The 20,488-nt window shown below is 73.0% G+C and carries 17 protein-coding genes and 1 tRNA gene; 8 read left to right on the top strand and 10 right to left on the bottom strand.

The window, feature by feature from the left end:
* Positions 1–55: 55 nt before the first annotated feature.
* Positions 56–976 carry a hypothetical protein gene (locus EBM89_RS20955; protein WP_158609420.1) on the bottom strand — a complete coding sequence of 307 codons (921 nt, stop codon included), beginning with the start codon at positions 974–976 and terminating at the stop codon, positions 56–58.
* Positions 977–1,138: 162 nt separating this feature from the next.
* Between EBM89_RS20955 and EBM89_RS00345 the strand changes: the two genes are divergently transcribed.
* Positions 1,139–1,678, top strand: a complete 540-nt coding sequence (locus EBM89_RS00345) for a peptidylprolyl isomerase (protein WP_122147501.1) — start codon at positions 1,139–1,141, stop codon at positions 1,676–1,678.
* A 7-nt stretch (positions 1,679–1,685) separates the two neighbouring features.
* On the top strand, positions 1,686–2,546 hold the full coding sequence (locus EBM89_RS00340) for a rhomboid family intramembrane serine protease (protein WP_122147471.1): 861 nt from the start codon (positions 1,686–1,688) through the stop codon (positions 2,544–2,546).
* A 214-nt stretch (positions 2,547–2,760) separates the two neighbouring features.
* On the opposite strand, the gene EBM89_RS00335 is transcribed toward EBM89_RS00340, so the two are convergent.
* Entirely contained in the window at positions 2,761–3,009 is a 249-nt protein-coding gene (locus EBM89_RS00335) for a cell division protein CrgA (protein ID WP_122147470.1), read from the bottom strand.
* 118 nt (positions 3,010–3,127) lie between these two features.
* On the opposite strand from EBM89_RS00335, the gene EBM89_RS00330 reads away from it, so the two are divergent.
* Genes EBM89_RS00330 through EBM89_RS00320 form a run of 4 tightly spaced genes read left to right on the top strand, consistent with a single transcriptional unit; the run spans position 3,128 to position 5,619 of the window.
* The gene (locus tag EBM89_RS00330) at positions 3,128–4,048 is read left to right on the top strand and encodes a DUF881 domain-containing protein (RefSeq protein WP_233571438.1); all 921 of its coding nucleotides are present in this window, start codon (positions 3,128–3,130) and stop codon (positions 4,046–4,048) included.
* Entirely contained in the window at positions 4,045–4,833 is a 789-nt protein-coding gene (locus EBM89_RS00325) for a class E sortase (RefSeq protein ID WP_122147469.1), read from the top strand. The genes EBM89_RS00330 and EBM89_RS00325 overlap by 4 nt, the downstream gene beginning before the upstream one ends.
* Positions 4,833–4,991, top strand: a complete 159-nt coding sequence (locus EBM89_RS21735) for a hypothetical protein (RefSeq protein ID WP_199731916.1) — start codon at positions 4,833–4,835, stop codon at positions 4,989–4,991. The genes EBM89_RS00325 and EBM89_RS21735 overlap by 1 nt, the downstream gene beginning before the upstream one ends.
* Before the next feature lie 4 nt (positions 4,992–4,995).
* Positions 4,996–5,619 carry an aminodeoxychorismate/anthranilate synthase component II gene (locus EBM89_RS00320; RefSeq protein ID WP_122147468.1) on the top strand — a complete coding sequence of 208 codons (624 nt, stop codon included), beginning with the start codon at positions 4,996–4,998 and terminating at the stop codon, positions 5,617–5,619.
* A 104-nt stretch (positions 5,620–5,723) separates the two neighbouring features.
* Here EBM89_RS00320 and pknB read toward each other — a convergent pair whose 3' ends face one another.
* From pknB to EBM89_RS00285, 7 genes are read right to left on the bottom strand one after another with little or no spacing between them, the layout of a single operon-like run.
* Positions 5,724–7,718, bottom strand: coding sequence for a Stk1 family PASTA domain-containing Ser/Thr kinase (gene pknB, locus EBM89_RS00315; RefSeq protein ID WP_122147467.1), 1,995 nt, complete (start codon positions 7,716–7,718; stop codon positions 5,724–5,726).
* Positions 7,718–9,103, bottom strand: coding sequence for a serine/threonine protein kinase (locus tag EBM89_RS00310; RefSeq protein WP_122147466.1), 1,386 nt, complete (start codon positions 9,101–9,103; stop codon positions 7,718–7,720). The genes pknB and EBM89_RS00310 overlap by 1 nt, the downstream gene beginning before the upstream one ends.
* Complete coding sequence (locus EBM89_RS00305) at positions 9,100–10,557, bottom strand: peptidoglycan D,D-transpeptidase FtsI family protein (protein WP_122147465.1); 1,458 nt, start codon at positions 10,555–10,557, stop codon at positions 9,100–9,102. Before EBM89_RS00305 ends, EBM89_RS00310 begins: the two co-directional genes overlap by 4 nt.
* The gene (locus EBM89_RS00300; RefSeq protein WP_122147464.1) at positions 10,554–12,035 is read right to left on the bottom strand and encodes an FtsW/RodA/SpoVE family cell cycle protein; all 1,482 of its coding nucleotides are present in this window, start codon (positions 12,033–12,035) and stop codon (positions 10,554–10,556) included. The genes EBM89_RS00305 and EBM89_RS00300 overlap by 4 nt, the downstream gene beginning before the upstream one ends.
* Positions 12,035–13,360 (bottom strand): Stp1/IreP family PP2C-type Ser/Thr phosphatase, encoded by a 1,326-nt coding sequence (locus EBM89_RS00295; RefSeq protein ID WP_122147463.1) that lies wholly within the window; start codon positions 13,358–13,360, stop codon positions 12,035–12,037. The genes EBM89_RS00300 and EBM89_RS00295 overlap by 1 nt, the downstream gene beginning before the upstream one ends.
* 7 nt (positions 13,361–13,367) lie before the next feature.
* Positions 13,368–13,871, bottom strand: a complete 504-nt coding sequence (locus tag EBM89_RS00290; RefSeq protein ID WP_122147462.1) for an FHA domain-containing protein FhaB/FipA — start codon at positions 13,869–13,871, stop codon at positions 13,368–13,370.
* A 21-nt stretch (positions 13,872–13,892) separates the two neighbouring features.
* Positions 13,893–14,606, bottom strand: coding sequence for an FHA domain-containing protein (locus EBM89_RS00285; protein ID WP_122147499.1), 714 nt, complete (start codon positions 14,604–14,606; stop codon positions 13,893–13,895).
* Between the two features lie 245 nt (positions 14,607–14,851).
* Here EBM89_RS00285 and EBM89_RS00280 point away from each other — a divergent pair.
* Positions 14,852–14,934, top strand: a tRNA-Leu gene (locus EBM89_RS00280).
* Positions 14,935–15,104: 170 nt separating this feature from the next.
* Here the strand turns inward: EBM89_RS00280 and EBM89_RS00275 are convergent.
* Positions 15,105–16,250 carry an acyltransferase family protein gene (locus tag EBM89_RS00275; protein ID WP_158609419.1) on the bottom strand — a complete coding sequence of 382 codons (1,146 nt, stop codon included), beginning with the start codon at positions 16,248–16,250 and terminating at the stop codon, positions 15,105–15,107.
* A gap of 399 nt (positions 16,251–16,649) precedes the next feature.
* Here EBM89_RS00275 and EBM89_RS00270 point away from each other — a divergent pair, with 399 nt between their 5' ends.
* A complete protein-coding gene (locus tag EBM89_RS00270; RefSeq protein ID WP_147463398.1) occupies positions 16,650–20,189 on the top strand; it encodes an RHS repeat-associated core domain-containing protein in 3,540 nt (1,179 codons plus the stop codon).
* The last annotated feature ends 299 nt before the right edge of the window (positions 20,190–20,488 follow it).

Below are 20,488 nucleotides of genomic sequence, written 5' to 3'. Positions count from 1 at the left end.
GCCGCAGGGCCGGGCACCGTGCGGTGCCCGGCCCTGCGGGTGGATCAGCGGGAGGTCAGGACTCCGGCGCGGCGTCCGTGTCCGGCTTCTTCGGGGCCGCGCGGCGCGGGGTGGCCTTCTTCGCGGCCTCCGCGACCTTCTCGGTGGCCTCGGTGAGCTTCTCGCCGGCGTCGGCGACGCGCTCCTCGACGTCCTCGCGGACCTCGGCGACCTTCTCGGCGGCCTTGCGGGTGGCCTCGCGGCCGCGGGCCACGGCCTCGCCCGCCGCCTCGCCCACGGCCTCGGCGGCGTCACCCGCGCGGGCGCGCAGCTGGTCCGCGGTGGGGGCCTCCGGCTCCCAGGGCTCGGCCCACGGGTCCGTGGTCGTGCGCGACCGGCTCCACGCGAACACGGCGGCACCCGCGCCGACGACGGTCGCGACCAGGAAGAACCGCTTGACGCCCTTGTGCTTCTTCTTCTCCGCCTTGGTCGCCGCGGCGGCGGCACCCGCGGCCGCGGCGGCGAGCGCGCCGCCCTTGTCAGCGGCCTTGTCGGCGACGTGCTCGACGGCACCGCCCGCGCGCACCGCGGCGTCGTTGACGGCCTGCACGAGCTTGGGCAGCAGGTCGTCGACGAGCTTGTCGTGCGCGGTGTCGATGACGGGGGCGGCCTTGGTCGCGGCCTTCTCCACCCGCGGGGCGGCGGCCTTCACGCTCTCCTTGTACAGGTGGTCGATGCGCGGGATCAGCCACTCGATCGCGGCCTCGACGCGCGGCTGCGTCCACTCGACGGCGTGCTCGGCCGCGGACTTCGCGGCGACGCCCGCGTCGGCGGCCTGCTCCTTCGCCACGGCGGCGAACCGGCCGGCGCTGTCGCCGGCCTTCCCGCCCGCGTCGGCGAGCACGGCGCCGACGTCGGCGGCCTTCGCCTTCAGGCTGTCCGAGGTCAGGTGGTCCGTGACGGTCTCGAGCTTGCTCCGTCGGGTCAGGAAGGCCATGTCCACACTCTCCCGCTCAATGCTGGTCCGGTGACGTCCCACTCTGCCACCGTCGGGCCTCCCGCGCAGGTGGCAGCGGGCGAAGTGGGTGGTGTTCGTCCCTCTGCGAACACCGGTCGGGTCCCCGGCGGACGTCCAGGGGGGCGTGACAGGATGATCGGCATGAAGGCGACCCTGCACACGAACCGCGGCGACATCCGTCTCGAGCTCTTCGAGAACCACGCCCCCACCACCGTGGAGAACTTCCGCGGCCTCGCCACCGGCGACAAGGAGTGGACCGACCCGGCCACGGGTGAGAAGAAGAACGCCCCGCTGTACGACGGCGTGATCTTCCACCGCGTGATCGACGGCTTCATGATCCAGGGCGGCGACCCGCTGGGCCGCGGCACCGGCGGCCCCGGCTACACCTTCGACGACGAGATCCACCCCGAGCTGCGGTTCTCCGAGCCGTACCTGCTCGCGATGGCCAACGCCGGCCTGCGCCGCGACCCGGTCTCGGGCCAGGTGGGTGGCACCAACGGCTCGCAGTTCTTCATCACCGTGACCGCGACGCCGCACCTGAACGGCAAGCACACCATCTTCGGCAAGGTACTGGACGCCGAGAGCCGTGCCGTCGTCGACGCGATCGCGACCACCCCGACCCGCCCGGGCGACCGCCCGGTCGAGGACGTGGTGATCGAGTCGGTCTCGTTCGAGTCCTGACTCCTCGATGACCACTCCGCAGCCGGGCTCTGCCCCTGCTCCGCCCCCGGTCTGCCCGCGCCACCCCGACCGCGTCGCGTACGTGCGGTGCCAGCGGTGCGGCCGGCCGACGTGCCCGGAGTGCCAGCGCCCGGCTGCGGTGGGCATCCAGTGCGTGGACTGCGTGCGCGAGGCCGCGCAGCAGACGCGCCCCGCGCGGACCGCGTTCGGCGGCCGCGTCACCGGCGGCCGACCGGTCGTCACCCTCACCCTCATCGCGCTGTGCGTGGCGAGCTACCTCGCCCAGCTCGCGGTCCCGGGGTGGACCGAGGCGCTGGCGTTCGCGCCGGTGCTGGGGGAGAGCGAGCCGTGGCGGTTCCTCACCGCGGCGTTCCTGCACTCCACCGGCGGCGGCATCGGCATCGCGCACATCGCGTTCAACATGATCGCGCTCTGGTCGGTCGGGCCGTTCCTCGAGGCGTCGCTCGGCCGCTGGCGCTACCTCGCGCTGTACCTGCTGAGCGCCGTGGGCGGCTCGGTGGCGTACCTGCTGCTGTCCTCGCCCGCCGACCTGTCCTGGTACACGTACCTCGTCGGGGCGTCGGGTGCGGTGTTCGGTCTGTTCGGCGCCGTGCTCGTCGTGCTGCGGCGCGTGGGTCGCAGCGCCGGCGGGATCATCGGCGTGCTCGTCATCAACGGCGTGCTCGGCTTCGTCCTGCCGGGTGTCGCGTGGCAGGCGCACCTCGGTGGCGCCGTCGTGGGCGCGGCGCTGGGTGCGGCGTTCGCGTACGCCCCCCGGGAGCGGCGGCTGCCGGTCGCGGTGGGGTCGTGCGTCGCCGCGGGTGTTCTGCTCGTGGGAGCCGTCCTGGTGAGCTACGGGACGCTCTGATGCTCGTCCCCAGCGTTGCTCACAGGTGTGGAATTACACGGCTGTAGTTATCCACAGGGTTGTGCACCGTTGGGGACAGGGCCCCGCAACGACGCGTCGGAGCCCGGGATCATCGGGATCTCACCCTGGGGACAACCGGCGTCGACCTGGGGACGACGGTGGGCGACCCGGCGGGCGGCGCGGCCCCGCAGGACCGTCGCCGCCCACCCGTAGGTCACTTCCAGCGGGTCGCCATCCCCATGCCGACGAGGGCGAACGCGAAGCCCACGGCGAGGTTCCAGGCACCGATGCCCGGGATCGGGAAGGCGAAGCTCGTCAGGTAGGTGACGACGATCCACAGCAGACCCGCCACCAGCAGGCCGACGAGCACCGGGACGAACCACGGCGGGCTCACCTGGGGCCCCGCCGGGCGCTCCTGCGGGGCGGTGTAGTGCGACTTCTGCCGCGTCCTGGACTTGGGCACGGTTGCTCCTGACCTCGACCGATCGACCACGTGGCCGGTCCGGGGACATCACCTGTGGACGAACGCCCGGACCCGCGTGACGTGGCCTAGCGTAGTGGGGAGACCGAGGGGGACGAGCGTGCCCGAGCCGCACCGTGAGCACCACGCGCACCGCGCGGTCCCCGGCGCGCCCACGGACGACGCCGACCGGCTGCACCACGCCCGCGCCCGCGCCGCCCACCGGCTCGCCCGCCAGCGTCGCACCCGCACCCGTCGGGCCCTGCGCGGCACCTTCTCCATCGCGCTCGTGATGGCCCTCGCCGGGGCGCTGTTCACCGCGAACGCGCGCATCTCCCGAGGCACCGACGCCCGCCAGCCGCAGGACCTCGCCGGGCTGCAGACCAACGAGGACGCCCGGCGCGAGCGCCTCGCCGACCGCGTCGCCGACCTGCGCAGCCAGGTCGACGCGCTCACCGAGGAGCAGACCGGCACCGTCGGGCTCGAGTGGCAGACCGCCGGCCAGGCGTACGACATCGCGTCCGGCAAGGTCGCGGTCTCCGGTCGCGGCATCACCGTCACCCTGGACGACGCGCCCGCCGACGGCCCCCGTCCCGCCGGGACGGGACCGGACGACCTCGTCGTGCACCAGCAGGACCTGCAGGCCGTGATCAACGCCCTGTGGGCGGGGGGAGCGGAGGCCATGGCCCTGATGGACCAGCGGGTCATCTCCACCAGCGCGTTCCAGTGCATCGGCAACGTGCTGTCCCTGCAGGGCCGCCGGTACTCGCCGCCGTACGTCGTCACCGCCGTCGGCGACCCCGCCGAGCTGCTCTCGGCGCTCGACGCCGACCCCGCCGTGCGGGCCTACCGGTCCTGGGTCGACGTCGTCGGCCTCGGCTGGGAGGTCTCGCGCCCGACCACCGACCTCGACGTGCCCGCCTACGATGGGGCGGTCGACATGCGGTACGCCAGCGTGCCGCCCGGGACCGAGGTGCTGCCGGGCCTCGTCTCGGGGGACAGCACCGCCACGCAGGCACGCCGGGAGGACGGACGAGGATGAGCAGCACGGAGGTGCCGCCCGTCGCGCCCACGACGCGACGGGACCGGCACGAGCGGCAGCAGCGGCGCGGTGGCGGCTTCCTCCTCGGGACCGTCGGGGTGCTCGGCGAGCTCCTCATCACGGCCGGGGTGCTCCTGCTCGCGTTCCTCGCCTGGCAGCTGTGGTGGACCGACGTCGAGGCCAACAGCGCCCAGGCCGCGATCGTCGAGGAGCAGGGCTGGGACGTCCCGCTCCAGCCCGTCGGCGACGAGGGGCCGACCGTCGTCACGCCGCGCTACGACGACCCGCCCGTCCTCGACGAGCCCGAGTACCTGACGACGTTCGCGTCCATGCGCGTGCCGCGCTGGGACGGCGAGCCCACCCGCACCATCACGCAGGGCACCGACCGGCCCCGGGTCCTCAACCCGCTCGGCGTCGGGCACTACGAGGGCACCGCGATGCCCGGCGGTGTCGGGAACTTCGCCCTCGCCGCGCACCGCACCACCTACGGCAAGCCGTTCAACCGCATCGAGGAGCTGCAGGAGGGCGACCCGATCGTGGTGTGGACCCAGGACACCTGGTACGTCTACCGGGTCACCGCGTCCGAGGTCGTCATGCCGCAGGACGTCCGCGTCATCGCGCCCGTCCCGAACCAGCCGGACGCCGAGCCGACCGAGCGGTACATCACCCTGACCACCTGCCACCCGATGTTCTCCGCGCGGGAGCGGTACATCGTGCACGGCGTGCTGGACTACTGGGCGCCCGTCTCCGAGGGCGTGCCCGCCGAGCTCGCGGAGGTCTCCTGATGTACGGCTGGTTGTGGCGCCACCTGCCCGGACCCGCCGTGGTCCGCGTGCTGCTGCTGCTCGTCCTCGCGGCCGCCGTGCTCGCCACCTGCTTCACGTGGCTGTTCCCGTGGCTCGCGCCGTACATGCCGTTCAACGACACCACCGTGGGGGAGTGAACCCGTGACCCGCATCCTCGTCGTCGACAACTACGACTCCTTCGTCTACACGATCGTCGGCTACCTCGACCAGCTCGGGGCCGAGACCGTCGTCGTGCGCAACGACGCCGTCCCGCCGCTCGCCGAGCGCGCCGGGTTCGACGGCGTCCTCGTCTCGCCCGGCCCCGGCACCCCCGCCGACGCGGGAGCCTCGATGCAGGTCATCCGTGACTGCGCCGCGACCGGCACCCCGATGCTCGGTGTCTGCCTCGGGCACCAGGCGCTCGGCGAGGTCTTCGGCGGCACCGTCACGCACGCCCCCGAGCTCATGCACGGCAAGACCAGCCAGGTCGAGCACGACGGGCAGGGCGTGTTCGCGGGCCTGCCGACGCCGTTCACCGCGACCCGCTACCACTCGCTCGCCGTCGTGGACGGGACCGTGCCGGACGACCTCGTCGTCACCGCCCGGGCCAACGGCATCATCATGGGCCTGCAGCACCGCGACCTGCCGCTGCACGGGGTCCAGTTCCACCCCGAGAGCGTCCTCACCGAGGGCGGGCACCGGCTGCTGGCGAACTGGCTGGAGACGACGGGCGCGCAGGACGCGGTCGCGCGCTCGGCGGGCCTGCACCCGCTCGTCCGGCCCTGACGACGCGCGACCACCCACCACCGGGGGCGCCCCGCGGACGACGACGGCCGAGGTCGAGCAGAACCTCGACCTCGGCCGCCGTCGTGCTGCCGCCCGGGCGCTGATCAGCCGCCGGACGTGTCTCCCTCGGACCCGCCGCCGTTGCCGCCGCCCGTCGCCGGACCCCGGCTGAGCACGAGGGTCACGGTGCTGCCGGGCTGCACCTGGGTCCCCGCACGCGGGTCGGTCGAGAGCACGGTGCCGGCCGGCTGGTTGGACGGCTGGTCCGACTCCACCGACTGGACCTGCAGGTTCAGGGCCTGGAGCTGGGCCGTGGCGTCGGCCTCGAGCTTGCCGATCACGTCGTTGGGGATCTGCACGGTCGTCGGTGCCGCGCCGATGGTCAGCGTGACCACGGTGCGCTGCTCCAGCAGGCCGATGCGGTCCTGGCCGATCACCTTGCCGACGAGGTTGGGGTCGGAGGTCTCGCCCGACACGATGGAGGTGCCGAGGTTGAGCGCGTTCAGGCGGGCCTGGGCATCGGCCTGCGCTGCTCCCTCCAGGCTCTCCAGCTGGACGTTGCCGGAGGAGATGAACACCGCGACGGCCGTCCCCTCGGGGATCGACTGGCCACCAGCGGGGTCGGTGCGCAGCACGCGACCGGCCGGCTGGGCCGGGTCGTCCTCCTCGGTGACGGCGCCGACCGTCAGCCCGAGCCCTTCGATCTGCTGGCGGGCCTGGTCCTGCGTGTACCCGCTGAGGTCGGGCAGGGACACCGCGTCCGGACCGCCCGAGACCACGACGGTCACGGTGCTGCCGTCGGCGGCCTGGGTGCCGCCCTCGGGGTCCGTGCTGATCACGGAGCCCTCGGCGACGGTCGTGCTGGCCGCGGACTCCCGCCGGGTCTCGAACCCGGCCTCCGTGAGCGTGGCGACGGCATCGGCCTCGACCTGGCCGACGACGTCCGGCACCGGCACCTGCGCGACCGGCTCCTCCCGGTTCTGCATGAGCAGCCAGATGATGCCGCCGATGGCGATGGCGGCGACCACCGACAGGGTGATCCAGAGCCAGCGCTTGGACTTCGTCTCGTCCTCGGGCTCCTCGTCGCCCTGCGGGGGCAGCACGGACGTCCCGGGGCCGGTGGGCGCCCACGCGGGGGCGCCACCGGGCATGACCTGGGTGGCGCCGGCGTCGGCCGCACCCATGACCTGCGTGGCAGCGCCGGCGCCGAGGGCGGCGACGGCAGGTGCGGACACGTGGCCCCCGCGCGCGGCGGCCTCCAGGTCGGCGCGGAACTCCGCGGCCGAGGAGTAGCGGGCGTCGCGCTCCTTGGCGAGGGCCTTCGCGGTGATGCGGTCCAGCACCTCGGGGACGTCGGACGCGACGGAGGACGGCGCGGGCGCGATCTCCCGGACGTGCTGGTACGCGACGGCGACGGGCGAGTCGCCGACGAACGGCGGACGCCCCGTCAGCAGCTCGAACAGCAGGCAGCCGGCGGAGTACAGGTCGGAGCGGGCGTCGACGGTCTCGCCGCGCGCCTGCTCGGGGGACAGGTACTGGGCGGTGCCGATGACGGCCTGCGTCTGCGTCATGGTCGCGGCGGAGTCGGCGACAGCGCGGGCGATGCCGAAGTCCATGACCTTGACGGCGCCCGTGGGAGTCAGCATCACGTTGGCGGGCTTGATGTCCCGGTGCACGATGCCCGCGTGGTGGGAGTACTCGAGCGCGGACAGCACGCCCGCGGTGATCTCGATGGCCTCCTCGATGGGCACGGCCTGGCCGTCGCGGAGGATGTCGCGGACCGTGTGGCCCTCGACGTACTCCATGACGATGAACGGCACGTGCGCCACGGCGCCCGTGGGCTCGGTGTACACGTCCTCGCCGGTGTCGTACACCGCGACGATGGACGGGTGGTTGAGCCCCGCCGCGGCCTGGGCCTCGCGGCGGAACCGTGCCTGGAAGGACGGGTCGCGAGCGAGGTCGGAGCGCAGGATCTTGATCGCGACCGTGCGGCCGAGCCTCGTGTCGTGCCCGATGTGCACCTCGGCCATGCCGCCGCGGCCGATGAGCTCACCGACCTCGTACCGTCCGGCGAGGATCCGGGATCCGTCGTCCACCACTAGGCGTCCTTCGCTGTCGTCGTTCGCGCGTCCGTCGCGGCTGCGTCGGGCACGTGCGGGGAGATCATCCCACCTGCGGGGTCCGCGTGGGTGGAGGTGAGCGTGGTCAGGGGGGCACCGCCGGCGCCGCCGCCGTCGGCGCGGGTGAGCTGGTCCGCGAGGGCGGCGCCGAGCAGCGCCACGACCAGCACGGCGAGCACCAGCAGGGGCCACCGGACGTGGAACCGGCTGCCACCGCCCGCGGTCTGCACGCGGGCGTGCGCGCGGGTGGTGGGCTGGCTGTGCTGCCCCCGGGCACCGGGGGCGCGGTAGGTGGGCGCGTGGCTGCCGTCGGTGGGCCGCCCGGTGCGGGGGTCGAAGGAGGGCGGCGCGCTCACGGGGGCGGACGCGGTCGACGTGCTGGACCCGCGCACGCGCATCGCCCCGGCCTCGCTGGGGCGCCCCCCGGAGGTCGCGGCCGCGGTCGCGGGCCGGTCGGTGGTGCCGCCACGAGCGGCGGGCACGTCGCCGCGTCGGTTCGCTGCACGGCCGGGGACGATCGACACGGGTGCGGCCCCGCGGGCGGGGGTGTGCGGCACGAGCGCGTCGAACATGTCCGCGAGCTCGTCCGCGTTGTCCGGCCGGGACGCGGGGTCCTTCGCGAGCAGGCGCATGACGAGCTGGGCGATGGGCCGGGACACCGTGGACGGCAGCGGCGGCACGGGCGTGTTCACGTGCGCCACGGCGATGTCGACCGCCGTCGGGCCGGTGAAGGGCCGGTGCCCGACGAGGGCCTCGTACGCGACGATGCCGAGCGCGTACATGTCGGACGCCGCGGTCGCGGGGCCGCCGACGGCCTGCTCGGGGGAGAGGTACTGGGCGGTGCCCATGACCATGCCCGTGGCGGTCATGGGGACCTGGTCCGCGGACAGCGAGACGCCGAAGTCGGTGATCTTCACCTTGCCGGTGGGCGTGATGAGGATGTTCCCAGGCTTGACGTCGCGGTGCACGACCCCGGCGAGGTGCGCGGCGTGCAGGGCCCGGGCGGTCTGCGCGAGGATCGGCAGCAGCCGCCGCGGGGGCAGCACGGGCTCGCGCTCCAGCAGGTCGCTCATGGGCTCGCCGACGATGAGCTCCATGGCGAGGAACGCGGAGCCGTCCTGCTCGCCGTAGTCGAACAGCGCGGCGATGCCCTCGTGGGACAGGCTGCCCGCGTTGCGGGCCTCGGTGCGGAACCGCTCCAGGAACCCGGTGTCGCCCGCGAACTCCTCGCGCAGCACCTTGATGGCGATGTCGCGCTGCAGCGACGTGTCGTGCGCCGCCCAGACCTCGCCCATGCCGCCGACGGCGATCTGGCGCGTCAGGCGGTAGCGGCCGCCCATCAGGACGTCGGGTGCGGGCCTCACTGGCCGATCACCGCCTGCATCACGGCGCGCGCGATCGGGGCGGCGACCCGGCCGCCAGTGGCCTCCGAGCCCGCGTCGCCGCCGTTCTGCACGATGACGGCCACCGCGACCTGGGGGTCGTCGGCGGGCGCGAAGCCGGTGAACCAGGCGTGCGGCGCCTCGCCGTCGCGACCGGTCTGGGCGGTGCCGGTCTTGCCCGCGACCTGCACGCCGGAGATCTGCGCGGAGGTGCCGGACCCGGACTGCACGACGCCGAGCATCATGTCGGTGAGCTGCTGGGCGGTCCCCGCGGAGACGGCCTCGGAGAGCTCGGACGGCTTGGCCTCGCTGACCACGTCCAGGTCGGCGGTGCGCACGGTCTGCACCAGGTACGGGCTCATCAGGGTGCCGCCGTTGGCGATGGCCGCGGAGACCATGGCCATCTGGATCGGCGTGGCGCGCACCGACTCCTGGCCGATCGCCGACAGCGCGGTGCGGTCGGGGGCGAGCTCGGCCGGGTAGGTGGACTCGGCGACCCGCATGGGCACGGTGAGGTCGGCGGAGTCGAAGCCGAACCGCTCCGCCTGCTCGCGGATCGCGTCGTCCCCGAGGTCGACGCCGAGTTCCGCGAACGCGGTGTTGCACGAGATCCGCAGGGCGTCGGCCAGCGACATCTGCCCGGTGGCGGCGCAGGAGGAGCCGCCGAAGTTCGGCAGCTGGGTCTGCGTGCCGGGCAGCGTGTACGTGTCCGGGGCGGGGACCTGGGTCTCGGCGGTGTAGTCGCCGGACTCCAGCGCGGCGGCAGCGGTGATGAGCTTGAACGTCGACCCGGGCGGGTAGTTGTCGCTGGTCGTGGAGTTGCGCAGGGGGTCGCCCTCGGCACCGAGCAGCTGCTGGTACGCGGAGCTGGCGGCCGTCGTGTCGTGGGTGGCGAGCGCGTTCGGGTCGAACCCGGGGGTCGACACCATCGCGAGGATCTTGCCGGTGGACGGCTCGATGGCGACGACGGCGCCCTGCTGGCCGCCGAGCGCATCGACCGCCGCCTGCTGCGCGGCGGGGTCGAGCGTGAGCTCGATGGACGAGCCCTGCGGCTGGGCGCCGGTGATCAGGGCCTGCATCCGCTGCCAGAACAGCGAGTCGGCCTGCCCGGTGAGCACGTCGTTCATGGACCGCTCGAGCTGGCTGCCGCCGTTCACGACCGAGTAGAAGCCGGTGACCGTCGAGTAGAGCTCGGGCTGGGAGTAGGAGCGCTGGAAGCCGAACGGGTCGTCCACAGCGGTGGACTGCGCGATCGGCTGCCCGGCCACGATGATCGGGCCGCGCGGCTTGCCGTACTCGCGGTACAGGGTGCGGACGTTGCGCGAGTCGTTGTTCAGCGCGGACGCCTGGCCGAACTGCACCCACGTGGTGCCCGCCAGCAGGGCGAGGAACATGATGACGACGACGCTCGCCAGACGACGCAGGGCGGTGTTCACGACCGACCACCCCCGTTGGTGCGGCGGATCGCCTCGGTCGGCTGGTCGTCCCCGGGTCCGGCCACCGCCACGGGGTTGCGGGCCTCCTCGTCGAGCGGGATGCCGCCCGCGGGCGTCTCGAGCAGCAGGCCGGTCACCTCCGGGGCGGGGCGGCGCGCGTCGTCCGACACGCGCAGCAGCAGGGCGGCGATGATCCAGTTCGCGAGCAGCGAGGACCCGCCGTACGCGAGGAACGGCATGGTCAGACCGGTCAGCGGGATGATCCGGGTGATGCCGCCGACCACGACGAAGCACTGGAACGCGATCACGAAAGACAGGCCCGCCGCGAGCAGCTTGCCGAACCCGTCGCGCACGCCGATCGAGGTCCGGATGCCGCGCTGGCACAGCACCAGGTACATGACGAGGATCGCCATCAGCCCGGTGAGGCCGAGCTCCTCGCCCAGCGAGGCGACGATGAAGTCGGACTCCGCGTACGGGACCAGGTCGGGCCGCCCCTGGCCCCAGCCAGTGCCGAACAGGCCTCCGCTGGCCAGGCCGAACAGGCCGCGCACGAGCTGGCCGGAGCCGCCGGGCGCGCGGTCGAAGACGTCCTGGTCGAGGGCGTGCAACCAGATGTGGAAACGCGCGGCGACGTGGCCGAACGTGGCGGACGCGAACGCGACGCCCCCGGCGAACATCACGAAGCCGATGACGATCCAGGACAGCCGCTCGGTCGCGACGTAGAGCATGGCGACGAACATGCCGAACAGCAGCAGCGACGTGCCGAGGTCCTTCTGCAGCACCAGCGTCGCGATGGCGCCGGCCCACACGACGAGGATCGGTCCGAGGTCGCGGATGCGGGGCAGCTGCAGGCCGAGCACCTTCGGCCCGGCGAGGGCGAGCGTGTCGCGGTGCGTCACCAGGTAGCCGGCGAAGAACACCGCGAGGGCGATCTTCGCGAGCTCCGAGGGCTGCAGCGAGAAGCCGAGCGCGCGGATCCAGATGCGTGCGCCGTTGATCTCGACACCGAGCCCCGGGATCAGCGGCAGCACGATCAGGCCCAGCGCGACGATCATCGCCGTGTACGTGTACCGGCGCAGCGTGCGGTGGTCGCGCAGCACGATCAGCACGACGCAGGCGAGCGCCACCGAGATCGCCGACCAGGCGAGCTGCTTGCCCGCGAACATCTCGTCACCGCCACGGGCCTCGCGCGCCAGGTCGATGCGGTAGATCATCGCGAGCCCGATGCCGTTGAGCGCGATGACGACCGGCAGGATCACGGGGTCCGCGTAGGGCGCGCGCCAGCGCAGCACGACGTGCACGACCAGGGCGAGCCCGGCCAAACCGGCGCCGTACCCGGCGACGTCGGCGGGCAGCTCGTCGGTCGCGCCCAGCCCGACCAGGGCGTACGCGGACACGGCGATGAGCAGCGCGACGACCAGCAGCCCCAGCTCGGTCCCGCGTCCGGCGCGCACGCGGTGCGCCTCCACGGTCGCCATCAGGGCGCCGCCGGTGTGCTGCCGGGGGACGCTGCCGGTGCGGAGGGGGAGGGGGCCGCGGTCTCGTCGTCCTCGGGGGGCGTGACGTCGGCGGCGAGCTGCTCGACGCGCTCGCGGGCGTCGGCCAGCGACGCGGAGTGGATGGTCTGCTCGACCCGGTCGCGCACGAACGCGGGGAGGTCCTCGACCTGGAGGTCGGACGTCTCGACGACCTCCGAGAACGCCAGCGGCCCGACGGCCTGCGGGATGCCGCGGTAGATCGCGACGGCCTCGCCGTCGACGCCGACGTAGTACTGCGTCTGGGTCCACCGGTAGAACCCGAACGCGGCGCCCGCGAGGACGACCAGCGCGAGCACGGTGAGCAGCCAGCCCCGCACGCGGCGGCGTCGGCGCGCACGCCGCTCGTCGGCGTCCTCCGCGTCGTCGTCCTCGACCACCGGGACACCGCCGCCGGGGGTGCTCGCCGCGACCTGGCGGGAGTGCTCCGCGGCGCGCGCGGCGGGACCGTCCTGCGCGGACGTCGGGCGGTTCCGGTTGATGGCGGCGGAGCCGACCACCACCGCGTTCGTCGTCGGACCAGCCCCGTCGCGCACGGCGTCGAGGTCGAGGACGTCCGCGACGACGACCGTCACGTTGTCGCCGCCGCCCGCACGCAGCGCGAGCTGCACCAGCCGCTCCGCGCAGGTGTCGACGTCGGTGATCTCGTGCAGCGTCCGCGCGATGGTCTCGCCGCTGACGAAGCCGGACAGCCCGTCGGAGCACAGCAGCCACCGGTCGCCCGCGCGCGCCTCGCGCACCGACAGGTCCGGGGCGATGTCCATGTCGAAGTCGCCGAGCACGCGCATGACGACGGAGCGCTGCGGGTGGTGCTCGGCCTCCTCCGGCGTGATCTTGCCGGTGCTGACCAGGTGCTGCACGAAGGTGTGGTCCGTCGTGACCTGCGTGAGCACGCCGTCGCGCAGCAGGTAGCCGCGGGAGTCGCCCAGGTGCACCATCGCGAGCTTGTTGCCCGCCCGGAGGATCGCCGTGACCGTCGTGCCCATCCCGGCGAGCTCGGGGGTCGCCTCGGAGCGCGCGATGATCTCCTCGCGCGCGTCCTCCAGGGCCCGCTCGAGCTCGTCCAGCGCGTCGTCCGGGCCGTGCGACTCGCCGTCCAGCGGCGCCAGCGCGGCGATGGCCACCGACGACGCGACGTCGCCGCCCGCGTGGCCGCCCATGCCGTCGGCGACGACGAGGAGGTGCGGTCCCGCGTACGCGGAGTCCTGGTTGTTCGACCGGACCAGACCGACGTCGGACCGGGCGGCGTAGCGCAGCGCGATGCTCACGTCCCCGCTACCCCTGCAGCTCGAGGACGCTCTGGCCGATGCGGATCTGCGCCCCGGCGCGGACCGGCACCGCGTCCGTCACCGGCTGGTCGTCGAGGAAGGTGCCGTTGGTCGACCCCATGTCCTCCACCAGCCACTGGTCGCCCTCGGGGAACACCCGGGCGTGGCGGGACGAGGAGTAGTCGTCGTCGAGCACCAGCGTGCAGGACGGTGCCCGACCGATCAGCACCGCCGACGTCCCCAGCGGCAGCGTCGTCCCGCGCAGCGGGCCCTCCGTCACCACGAGGCGCGTCGGACCCGTCCGCCGACCGCGCGACGAGCGCGACGGCGCCGGCGCGGCGGGCGTCCCGCCCGCCGGGGCAGGCGCCGGGGCGGACGCGGCGGGGCGCTTCCGGCTCACGATCCGCGTGCCGTACAGGTCACGGCGCAGCACGCCGATGGCGGACAGCACGAAGGCCCACAGGAGGACCAGGTACCCCAGCCTGAGCAGGGTGACCGTCAGCTCACTCATGCGTGCCGTTCGTGGAGCGCATCACTCGTCCGGTCCCTGTCCGTCGCCGTCGCCCGTCCAGAACATGATGCGCGTCCGGCCGATCGTCAGCGTGTTCCCGTCCAGGAGTGTCGCGGCCGGGACCTGGTGACCCTCGACGAACAGGCCGTTCGTCGAGCCCAGGTCCGAGGCCACCACGCCCTGCGAGGACACGCGGATCTCCAGGTGCCGACGCGACACCCCCGGGTCGTCCACCACGATGTCCGCCTCGGAGCCGCGACCGATCACGGTCACCGGGCCCGTCAGCAGGTAGCGCTGCCCGTCGATGTCGATGAGCGGGTGCCGGGGGCTCGGCGCGGCGGTCGTCGCCGGGGCGGCCGCGCCGCGCACCGTCGCCGACTTCACGCGGAACCGGCCCGTCTCCAGGTCCTCGTACTCGTGGAACGCCACGGTCACCGGACCGACGAACGCGTACCGCTGGCCCGTCGCGTGCTCCGTGACGTTGGCCGCGAGCTCGTCCGCCAGCGCCTCCGCGCCCCAGGCCTCGACCTGGTCGTAGTCGCCGGGCGACAGCTCCACCGTGAACTCGTTCGGCACGACGGTGCGGTCCCGGCCCACGACGGCGGCCCGGTCGTCCACCTCGCGGCGCAGGGCGCTCGCCAGCTCGACGGGCTTCACCTCGCTGCGGAACGCCTTGGCGAACGCGGTGTTCACGACGCGCTCCACGCCGTGCTCGAACCGGTCCAGGATGCCCACGCCCACCACCTCCTCACCGCACGCGCGCAACGTCGGGCGCCCGGACGGCACTCGACTCCTGGTCGATGGTAGCCGGGCAGGGGCCCGCACGACCCGACCTGGGGACGTCGGGGTGGCGCGGACCTCGTGAAAGGCCTGCGTGCACGCGTGGGGGAGGCGTGGTGACGGGCCGGACGCGGACCCGGTGGGGTCCGGGAGAGGGGGTGGTCAAGGGCGCCCCCCGGATCGTGCTAATCTTCTGCGGCGCGCGAGTGGCGGAACGGCAGACGCGCTGGCTTCAGGTGCCAGTGTCCGAAAGGGCGTGGGGGTTCAAATCCCCCCTCGCGCACACAGACAGAGAACCGCCGGTCGGAGAGATCCGACCGGGGGTTCTCTGCTGTGCCCCGATGCTCGTCGGCGACGACTCCAGCCCGTGCAGCGCGGTGCCGTTGCGGTGGTGCGCCATGGTCTCGCTCGCAGCGAGCGCGGTCTGGTCGGTGCGGTGCCAGTTGCCTCACGTCAGCGCGGGTTCGTCGCGGGAGCCGCGGTGTCGCTGAGCGCGTTCGTGTCGTCGGTCGCCTGAGGCCGCGGCTCGTCGTGGGTGGTGCGGGGGAACCGCCGGCGCCCGGCGTGGTGGCTCGGTAGCTCGACGGTCCGGTAGAGGACCTCGGCTGCGGTGATGGTGAGGGCGAGCACGCCGGCCCCGCCCAGGAGGAGCTGCACCGGTGTGCCGCCGGGGAGTGCGGCGACCAGCGGTGCGCAGACGAGCATGACGGGCTGGTGCATGAGGTAGAAGCTGAACGAGCGGGTGCCGAACCGTTCGAGCGGGGTGCGTGCGAGAGTCTGGCCGAGCGGGCCGGCGAGCAGCAGGACCGCGCAGGAGCCGACGGCCGCCCAGGCGACTCCGGTCAGGACGCCGAGCTCGAGGGTCGAGAGCACGAGCGCGACCACCCCGGATGCCAGGAGCGCGGGGACGAGGCGCCTCGTGGTCCAGGTGCGGCCGGTGCGGATGGCGACGGCGCAGGCCATGCCGGCGACGAACTGGTCGAGGCGGGCCGGGACGACGAGGTCCGAGCCGAGGGGTGCGGGGCCGCCGAGCAGCCCGCTGGTGCGCCAGATGAGGTCGAGTGCGACCGCGGCGACCAGGACGGGGACGATGCCCCAGCGTCGCCAGGCGAGGACCAGCAGGGGGAACAGCAGGTAGAGCTGGACCTCCAGCGCTACGGACCACAGCGAGCCGTTGATCGTGCCGGCCTGCCCGGGCGCCCAGGTCTGGCCGGTGACGACGTGCAGCAGGACGTCGCCGAGGGTGGCCTGCCGGGCGACGGTCAGGTGCCAGGTCGCCGGTAGCAGCGCGATGATCGCGGCGACGGCGAGGGCGGCGTAGTAGGGCGGAAGGATCCGCCAGGCGCGCCTGCCGTAGAACTGCGGGACGCGCAGGGTGCGGGGTCGTCCGGCCAGGGGCAGGGCGAGGCAGAACCCGGAGATGACGATGAACACGTCGACGCCGTGCGCGCCGACCGCGAGCAGCTCGGGTGTCTTGCCGGGCAGGGTGAGGAACCCCCAGTACCCGCCGATGTGGCAGACGAACACGGCGAGTGCCGCGAGCCCGCGCAGCGCGTCGACGCCCTCGACGCGGTTGCTGGTGGTGGTCTCGATCGTCACGTCGCCCCCTGTGGTGACCTGCGGTGCCGCGCGCCCCTGCACGACGCTCGAACGCTAGGGACATAGCGGGCATCTCGGACAGGAAAGCGGTCACCTTCACCCGATCGGATGCACGCGGACGCGCGTCGACCGGTCGCCGCTGGTGGGAGCCTCGCCCGGCGATCGCTGACCTCCAGCCGCAGCCTGCGGCGCGTCGTTCGTTCGACGTGATGACGCGAGGGTGCCGTATGGGTGAACTCCGCACCGTTCCCGACCCGTGGGCGGGCAGCCGTCGGTAGGCAGAGCGCGACGACCAGGCTGCAGGGGCGCGGCACCGGCGTCACGAACCGAGGGGGACCCATGCGGGTTCGGTTGCGTGCTGTTGTCGTTCTGAGCGTCGGGGCGTTGGTGGTGACGGCCTTGCCGGCCGCAGCCGCGACCCCGGTGGCTCCCGGCGGCCTGGCGTTCGAGCGCGCGGCGACGCACACGCCCGTGCTCGCTGCGACGGTCTCGGACCCTGACGGTGGGAGCGTCGACGGGCAGTTCTTCGCCCGCCGCGCCGGGTCGACGGGATGGGACCTCGCCGACGGGGCCCGCGTCAGCGTGACCTCGGGGCAGGTCGCCCGGTTCACGCTCCCGGCCCTACCTGCGGGGCAGGGCGTGGAGTGGCAGGTCGCCGCGTGCGACGCCACCGCGTGCTCCCCGGTCTCGGCGCTGCAGTCGAACCGGGTGCAACCGCTGGTCGGGGCCGGGTCGCGCAAGAACGCCACGACGGTCGGCCTCCAGGTCGGTGACCGCGTCAGCGCGTCCGTCGATGTCGCGACCGGCAACCTGCAGGTCACCGCGAGCGGTCTGGTCGCGCCGGGCGTCACCGGGGACCTGCCGGTGGACCTGGCGTACAACTCCCTGGCGATCGGGTCCGGGACGATCCAGGACCAGCCGGTCTCCCCGTTCGGACGCGGCTGGTTCCCGACCGCCGCGCACACCCTGTCGGCGCAGGGCGACGGGTCGATCGTGCTGCACGCCGGGTCGGGCCAGGCCGCCACGTTCGTCCCGAACGGGACAGGCGGGTGGACGCCCCCGGCGGGCATCACCGCCGACCTCGTGCCGGCGACCGGCGGCGGGTGGACCCTGACCGACCACTCCTCGCAGCAGAAGTGGACGTTCGACGCCGCGGGCCTCCCGCAGTCCGTCGCTGACCGCAACGCCAACACCCACACCCTCGTCTACGGCGACGGCGGGTCCGGGATGCCCACCGCCGTCACCGCGACCCGCGGCGGCGCCGACCTGGACGTCGACCTGACGTACGACGACCAGCAGCTCGTCGAGATCGCGCAGGGGCCAGCGAACGACCGGCGCAGCGTCGAGCTGTCCTACGACAGCAACCGGATGCTGGACACGGTCACCGACGCCCTCGGCCGGGACACGACCTTCGAGTACACCGGCGCCCTGCTGACGAAGATCACCGCACCGGGCGTCCCCGCGACCGAGTTCACCTACGACGCGCGCGGTCGTGTCACCGCGGTCACCCAGGACACCGGCGACGCCTGGACGCGGTTCGCGTACACCTCAGACACCGAGACCCTCGTCTCCGACCCCGAGCAGGACCAGGCCGGGTCCCCGGGCACCGGCCCGCACACCACGTACACGCTGACCTCGGACATGCAGGGGCGGGTGAGCAAGGCCGTCGACGCCGAGGGGCGCGAGCGTGGGGCGACGTTCACCCCGAACATCGACCCCGCCACCCAGACCCAGGGGTCCGGGACCGGTGCGCAGACCACGACCTACACGTACGACGCGAACGACGGTGAGTCCCTGACGAACCTCGCGACCCAGGGCGGGGCGTCCTCGACCTGGGAGTACGGGAACACGTCGGCATCCTCGAAGTACTCGCCGTCGGGGATGACCGACGACGCCGGCAACGCCTCGCTGTACACGTACAACGGGACCGGCAACCAGCTCACGTCGACCGACGCGTTGGCCGCCGAGGCGGCGCTGACGTACAACGCCGACGGGACCGTGGCCACGGCCACCGCCCCGGGGAACACCGGCAACGCCACCACGTACGGCTATGACGCGAACAAGCAGCTGACGTCGATCACCCCGCCGACCGGCACCAGCCTCGGGGTGCGAAACCTGACGTACGACCAGTACGGGCGCACCGCCACCGCGTCGAACGGCAACGGCGTCACCACCACGTACACCTACGACGACCTCGACCGGCTCGTCGCCCTCGACCACGACACCACGACCGCCAGCCCGGACGTCGAGTACTCCTACGACAACGCCGGACGCGTCGCCACCCGCGAGGACGTCTCGGGCACCACGACGTACTCCTACGACGCGCTGTCCCGCTTGACCTCGCGGGTGCACACCCTGGACTACGAGCCGGTCGTCTACTCCTACGACAAGTCTTCCCGCCTGAAGACCACGACGGACGGGCGCGGCACCACCGAGTACCTGTACGACGACGCCGGTGCGCAGATCGCGCAGGTGACGCGGTTGGGCGACGAGGAGAGCTGGACCCGGTTCGCCGTCGACGACAAGGGCCGGCGCACCGACACCTGGATGCGCACCAACGAGGACAACACCGTGTGGGCCGCACACTCCCAGTCCACCTACGACCCGTCCGGGCGGCTGACCGGCACCAAGGCCGACTCCTCGATCTGGGGCAGCAACATCACCCCGGTCGTCGACATCACCCTGTGCTACACCGCCGGCACCACCGCACCCACCTGCTCGGGCACGGCTGCGAGCGACCGGTCGCTGATCCAGTGGCGCAAGGACAACATCACCGGTCAGGTCGCCACGTACACCTACGACGGCGCCAACCGCCTCACCGGGGTCTCGGTCACCGCCGGCACCGACGGCGACGGCAACCCGCTGCCCGCCGAGACCTACACCTACACCTACGACACCCGCGGCAACCGGCTCACCGCCACCGGCCCGGACGGCACCCAGACCCGCACCTACAACGCCGGCAACCAGACCACCACCGCCGGGTTCGTCTACGACGGCGCCGGGAACCTCATCACCGATCCCGAGGCCGGGGACCTGACCTACACCGCCGGCGACCAGCTCGCGACGGCCGAGAACAACGGGGTCTGGGAGTACACCTACGCCGGCGTCGGCAACGGCGAGCTCCTCGCGCAGACCGACCCGAACGGCCAGGACAAGTACCGCTACGGGTACGGGCGCACCAACTCGGTCGGCAAGCCGATCATCGAGCAGGTCTACCACTCCGGCTCCCGGGCCTACCTGGAGCACGACGCGAACGGCACCCCGCTGATCATCCGGTCGGACTCGGGGAACATCGACGACCAGTCCCTGTACGTCTACGACAACCTCGGGTCCCCGATCGCGCTCATCACGCAGAACAACACCGTCTCCGACGCCTGGGAGTACGACCCCTACGGCGTCGCCGACCTCACCGAGCAGTCCGTCACCCAGGCGTACACCCCGTTCATGTACACCGGCGGCCTCAACGACCGCGTCACCGGCTGGACCCTCAACGGCGCCCGCTACTACGACGCCGGCGAAGGCCGCTGGACCCAGATGGACACCCTCGACGCACCGCTCGACCCGTCCAACGGCAACCGGTACGCCTACGCCGCGAACAACCCGATCAACTACGTCGACCCGACCGGGAAGGTCTCGGCCTCGAGCGTGCTCGGGGCGATCGGTCTCACCGCGAGCATCGTTGGACTCGCTGCGACAGGGCTCGGCGCCCCGCTCGCGGTCGGGGCTGGGTTGTCGGCCATCGGCACGGCTGCCGACGTCGGCTCGAACCTCGCCGCCGGAAACAAGAAGGGCGCACTCGTAGCGGGCGTGTTCGGAGCGGTGACTGCCGGATTCGGAGGTGCTGGGCACGTGCTCGGAGTATCTAGCCGGGCCGCGTTCGGAGTTGAGGCCGGATACAGTGCGGTGAGCATCGGCGCCGGTCTTGCGGCGAACAACTAGCGATCGGGAGACCGCGATGACGGCGGCAGCCGCGCGTTGGCCAGCGCTCACCATCACCCTTTTCGTCGTCGTCGTGCTTGGCGTTCTCGCCTGGTGGTTCATCCAGGACCGACGGAAGAAGTAGGGAGTGGCCGGCCGGGCTTGCGCCGCGTGCCCTCGCCAGCCTGTACACAGCACCACCTCGGGCCTGTACACGGCAACTGACCAGCGAAGACGTACCGCCTGGTCGGAGAGTTAGCCGAACAAGCCACACCGCAGAGAACCCCCGGTCGGAGAGATCCGACCGGGGGTTCTCTGCT

It is taken from the genome of Cellulomonas triticagri (assembly GCF_003696205.1).
Classification (GTDB): Bacteria; Actinomycetota; Actinomycetes; order Actinomycetales; family Cellulomonadaceae; genus Cellulomonas; species Cellulomonas triticagri.
Note: the sequence above shows the minus strand (reverse complement) of the source record. Positions and strands in the feature narration are given on the sequence as shown.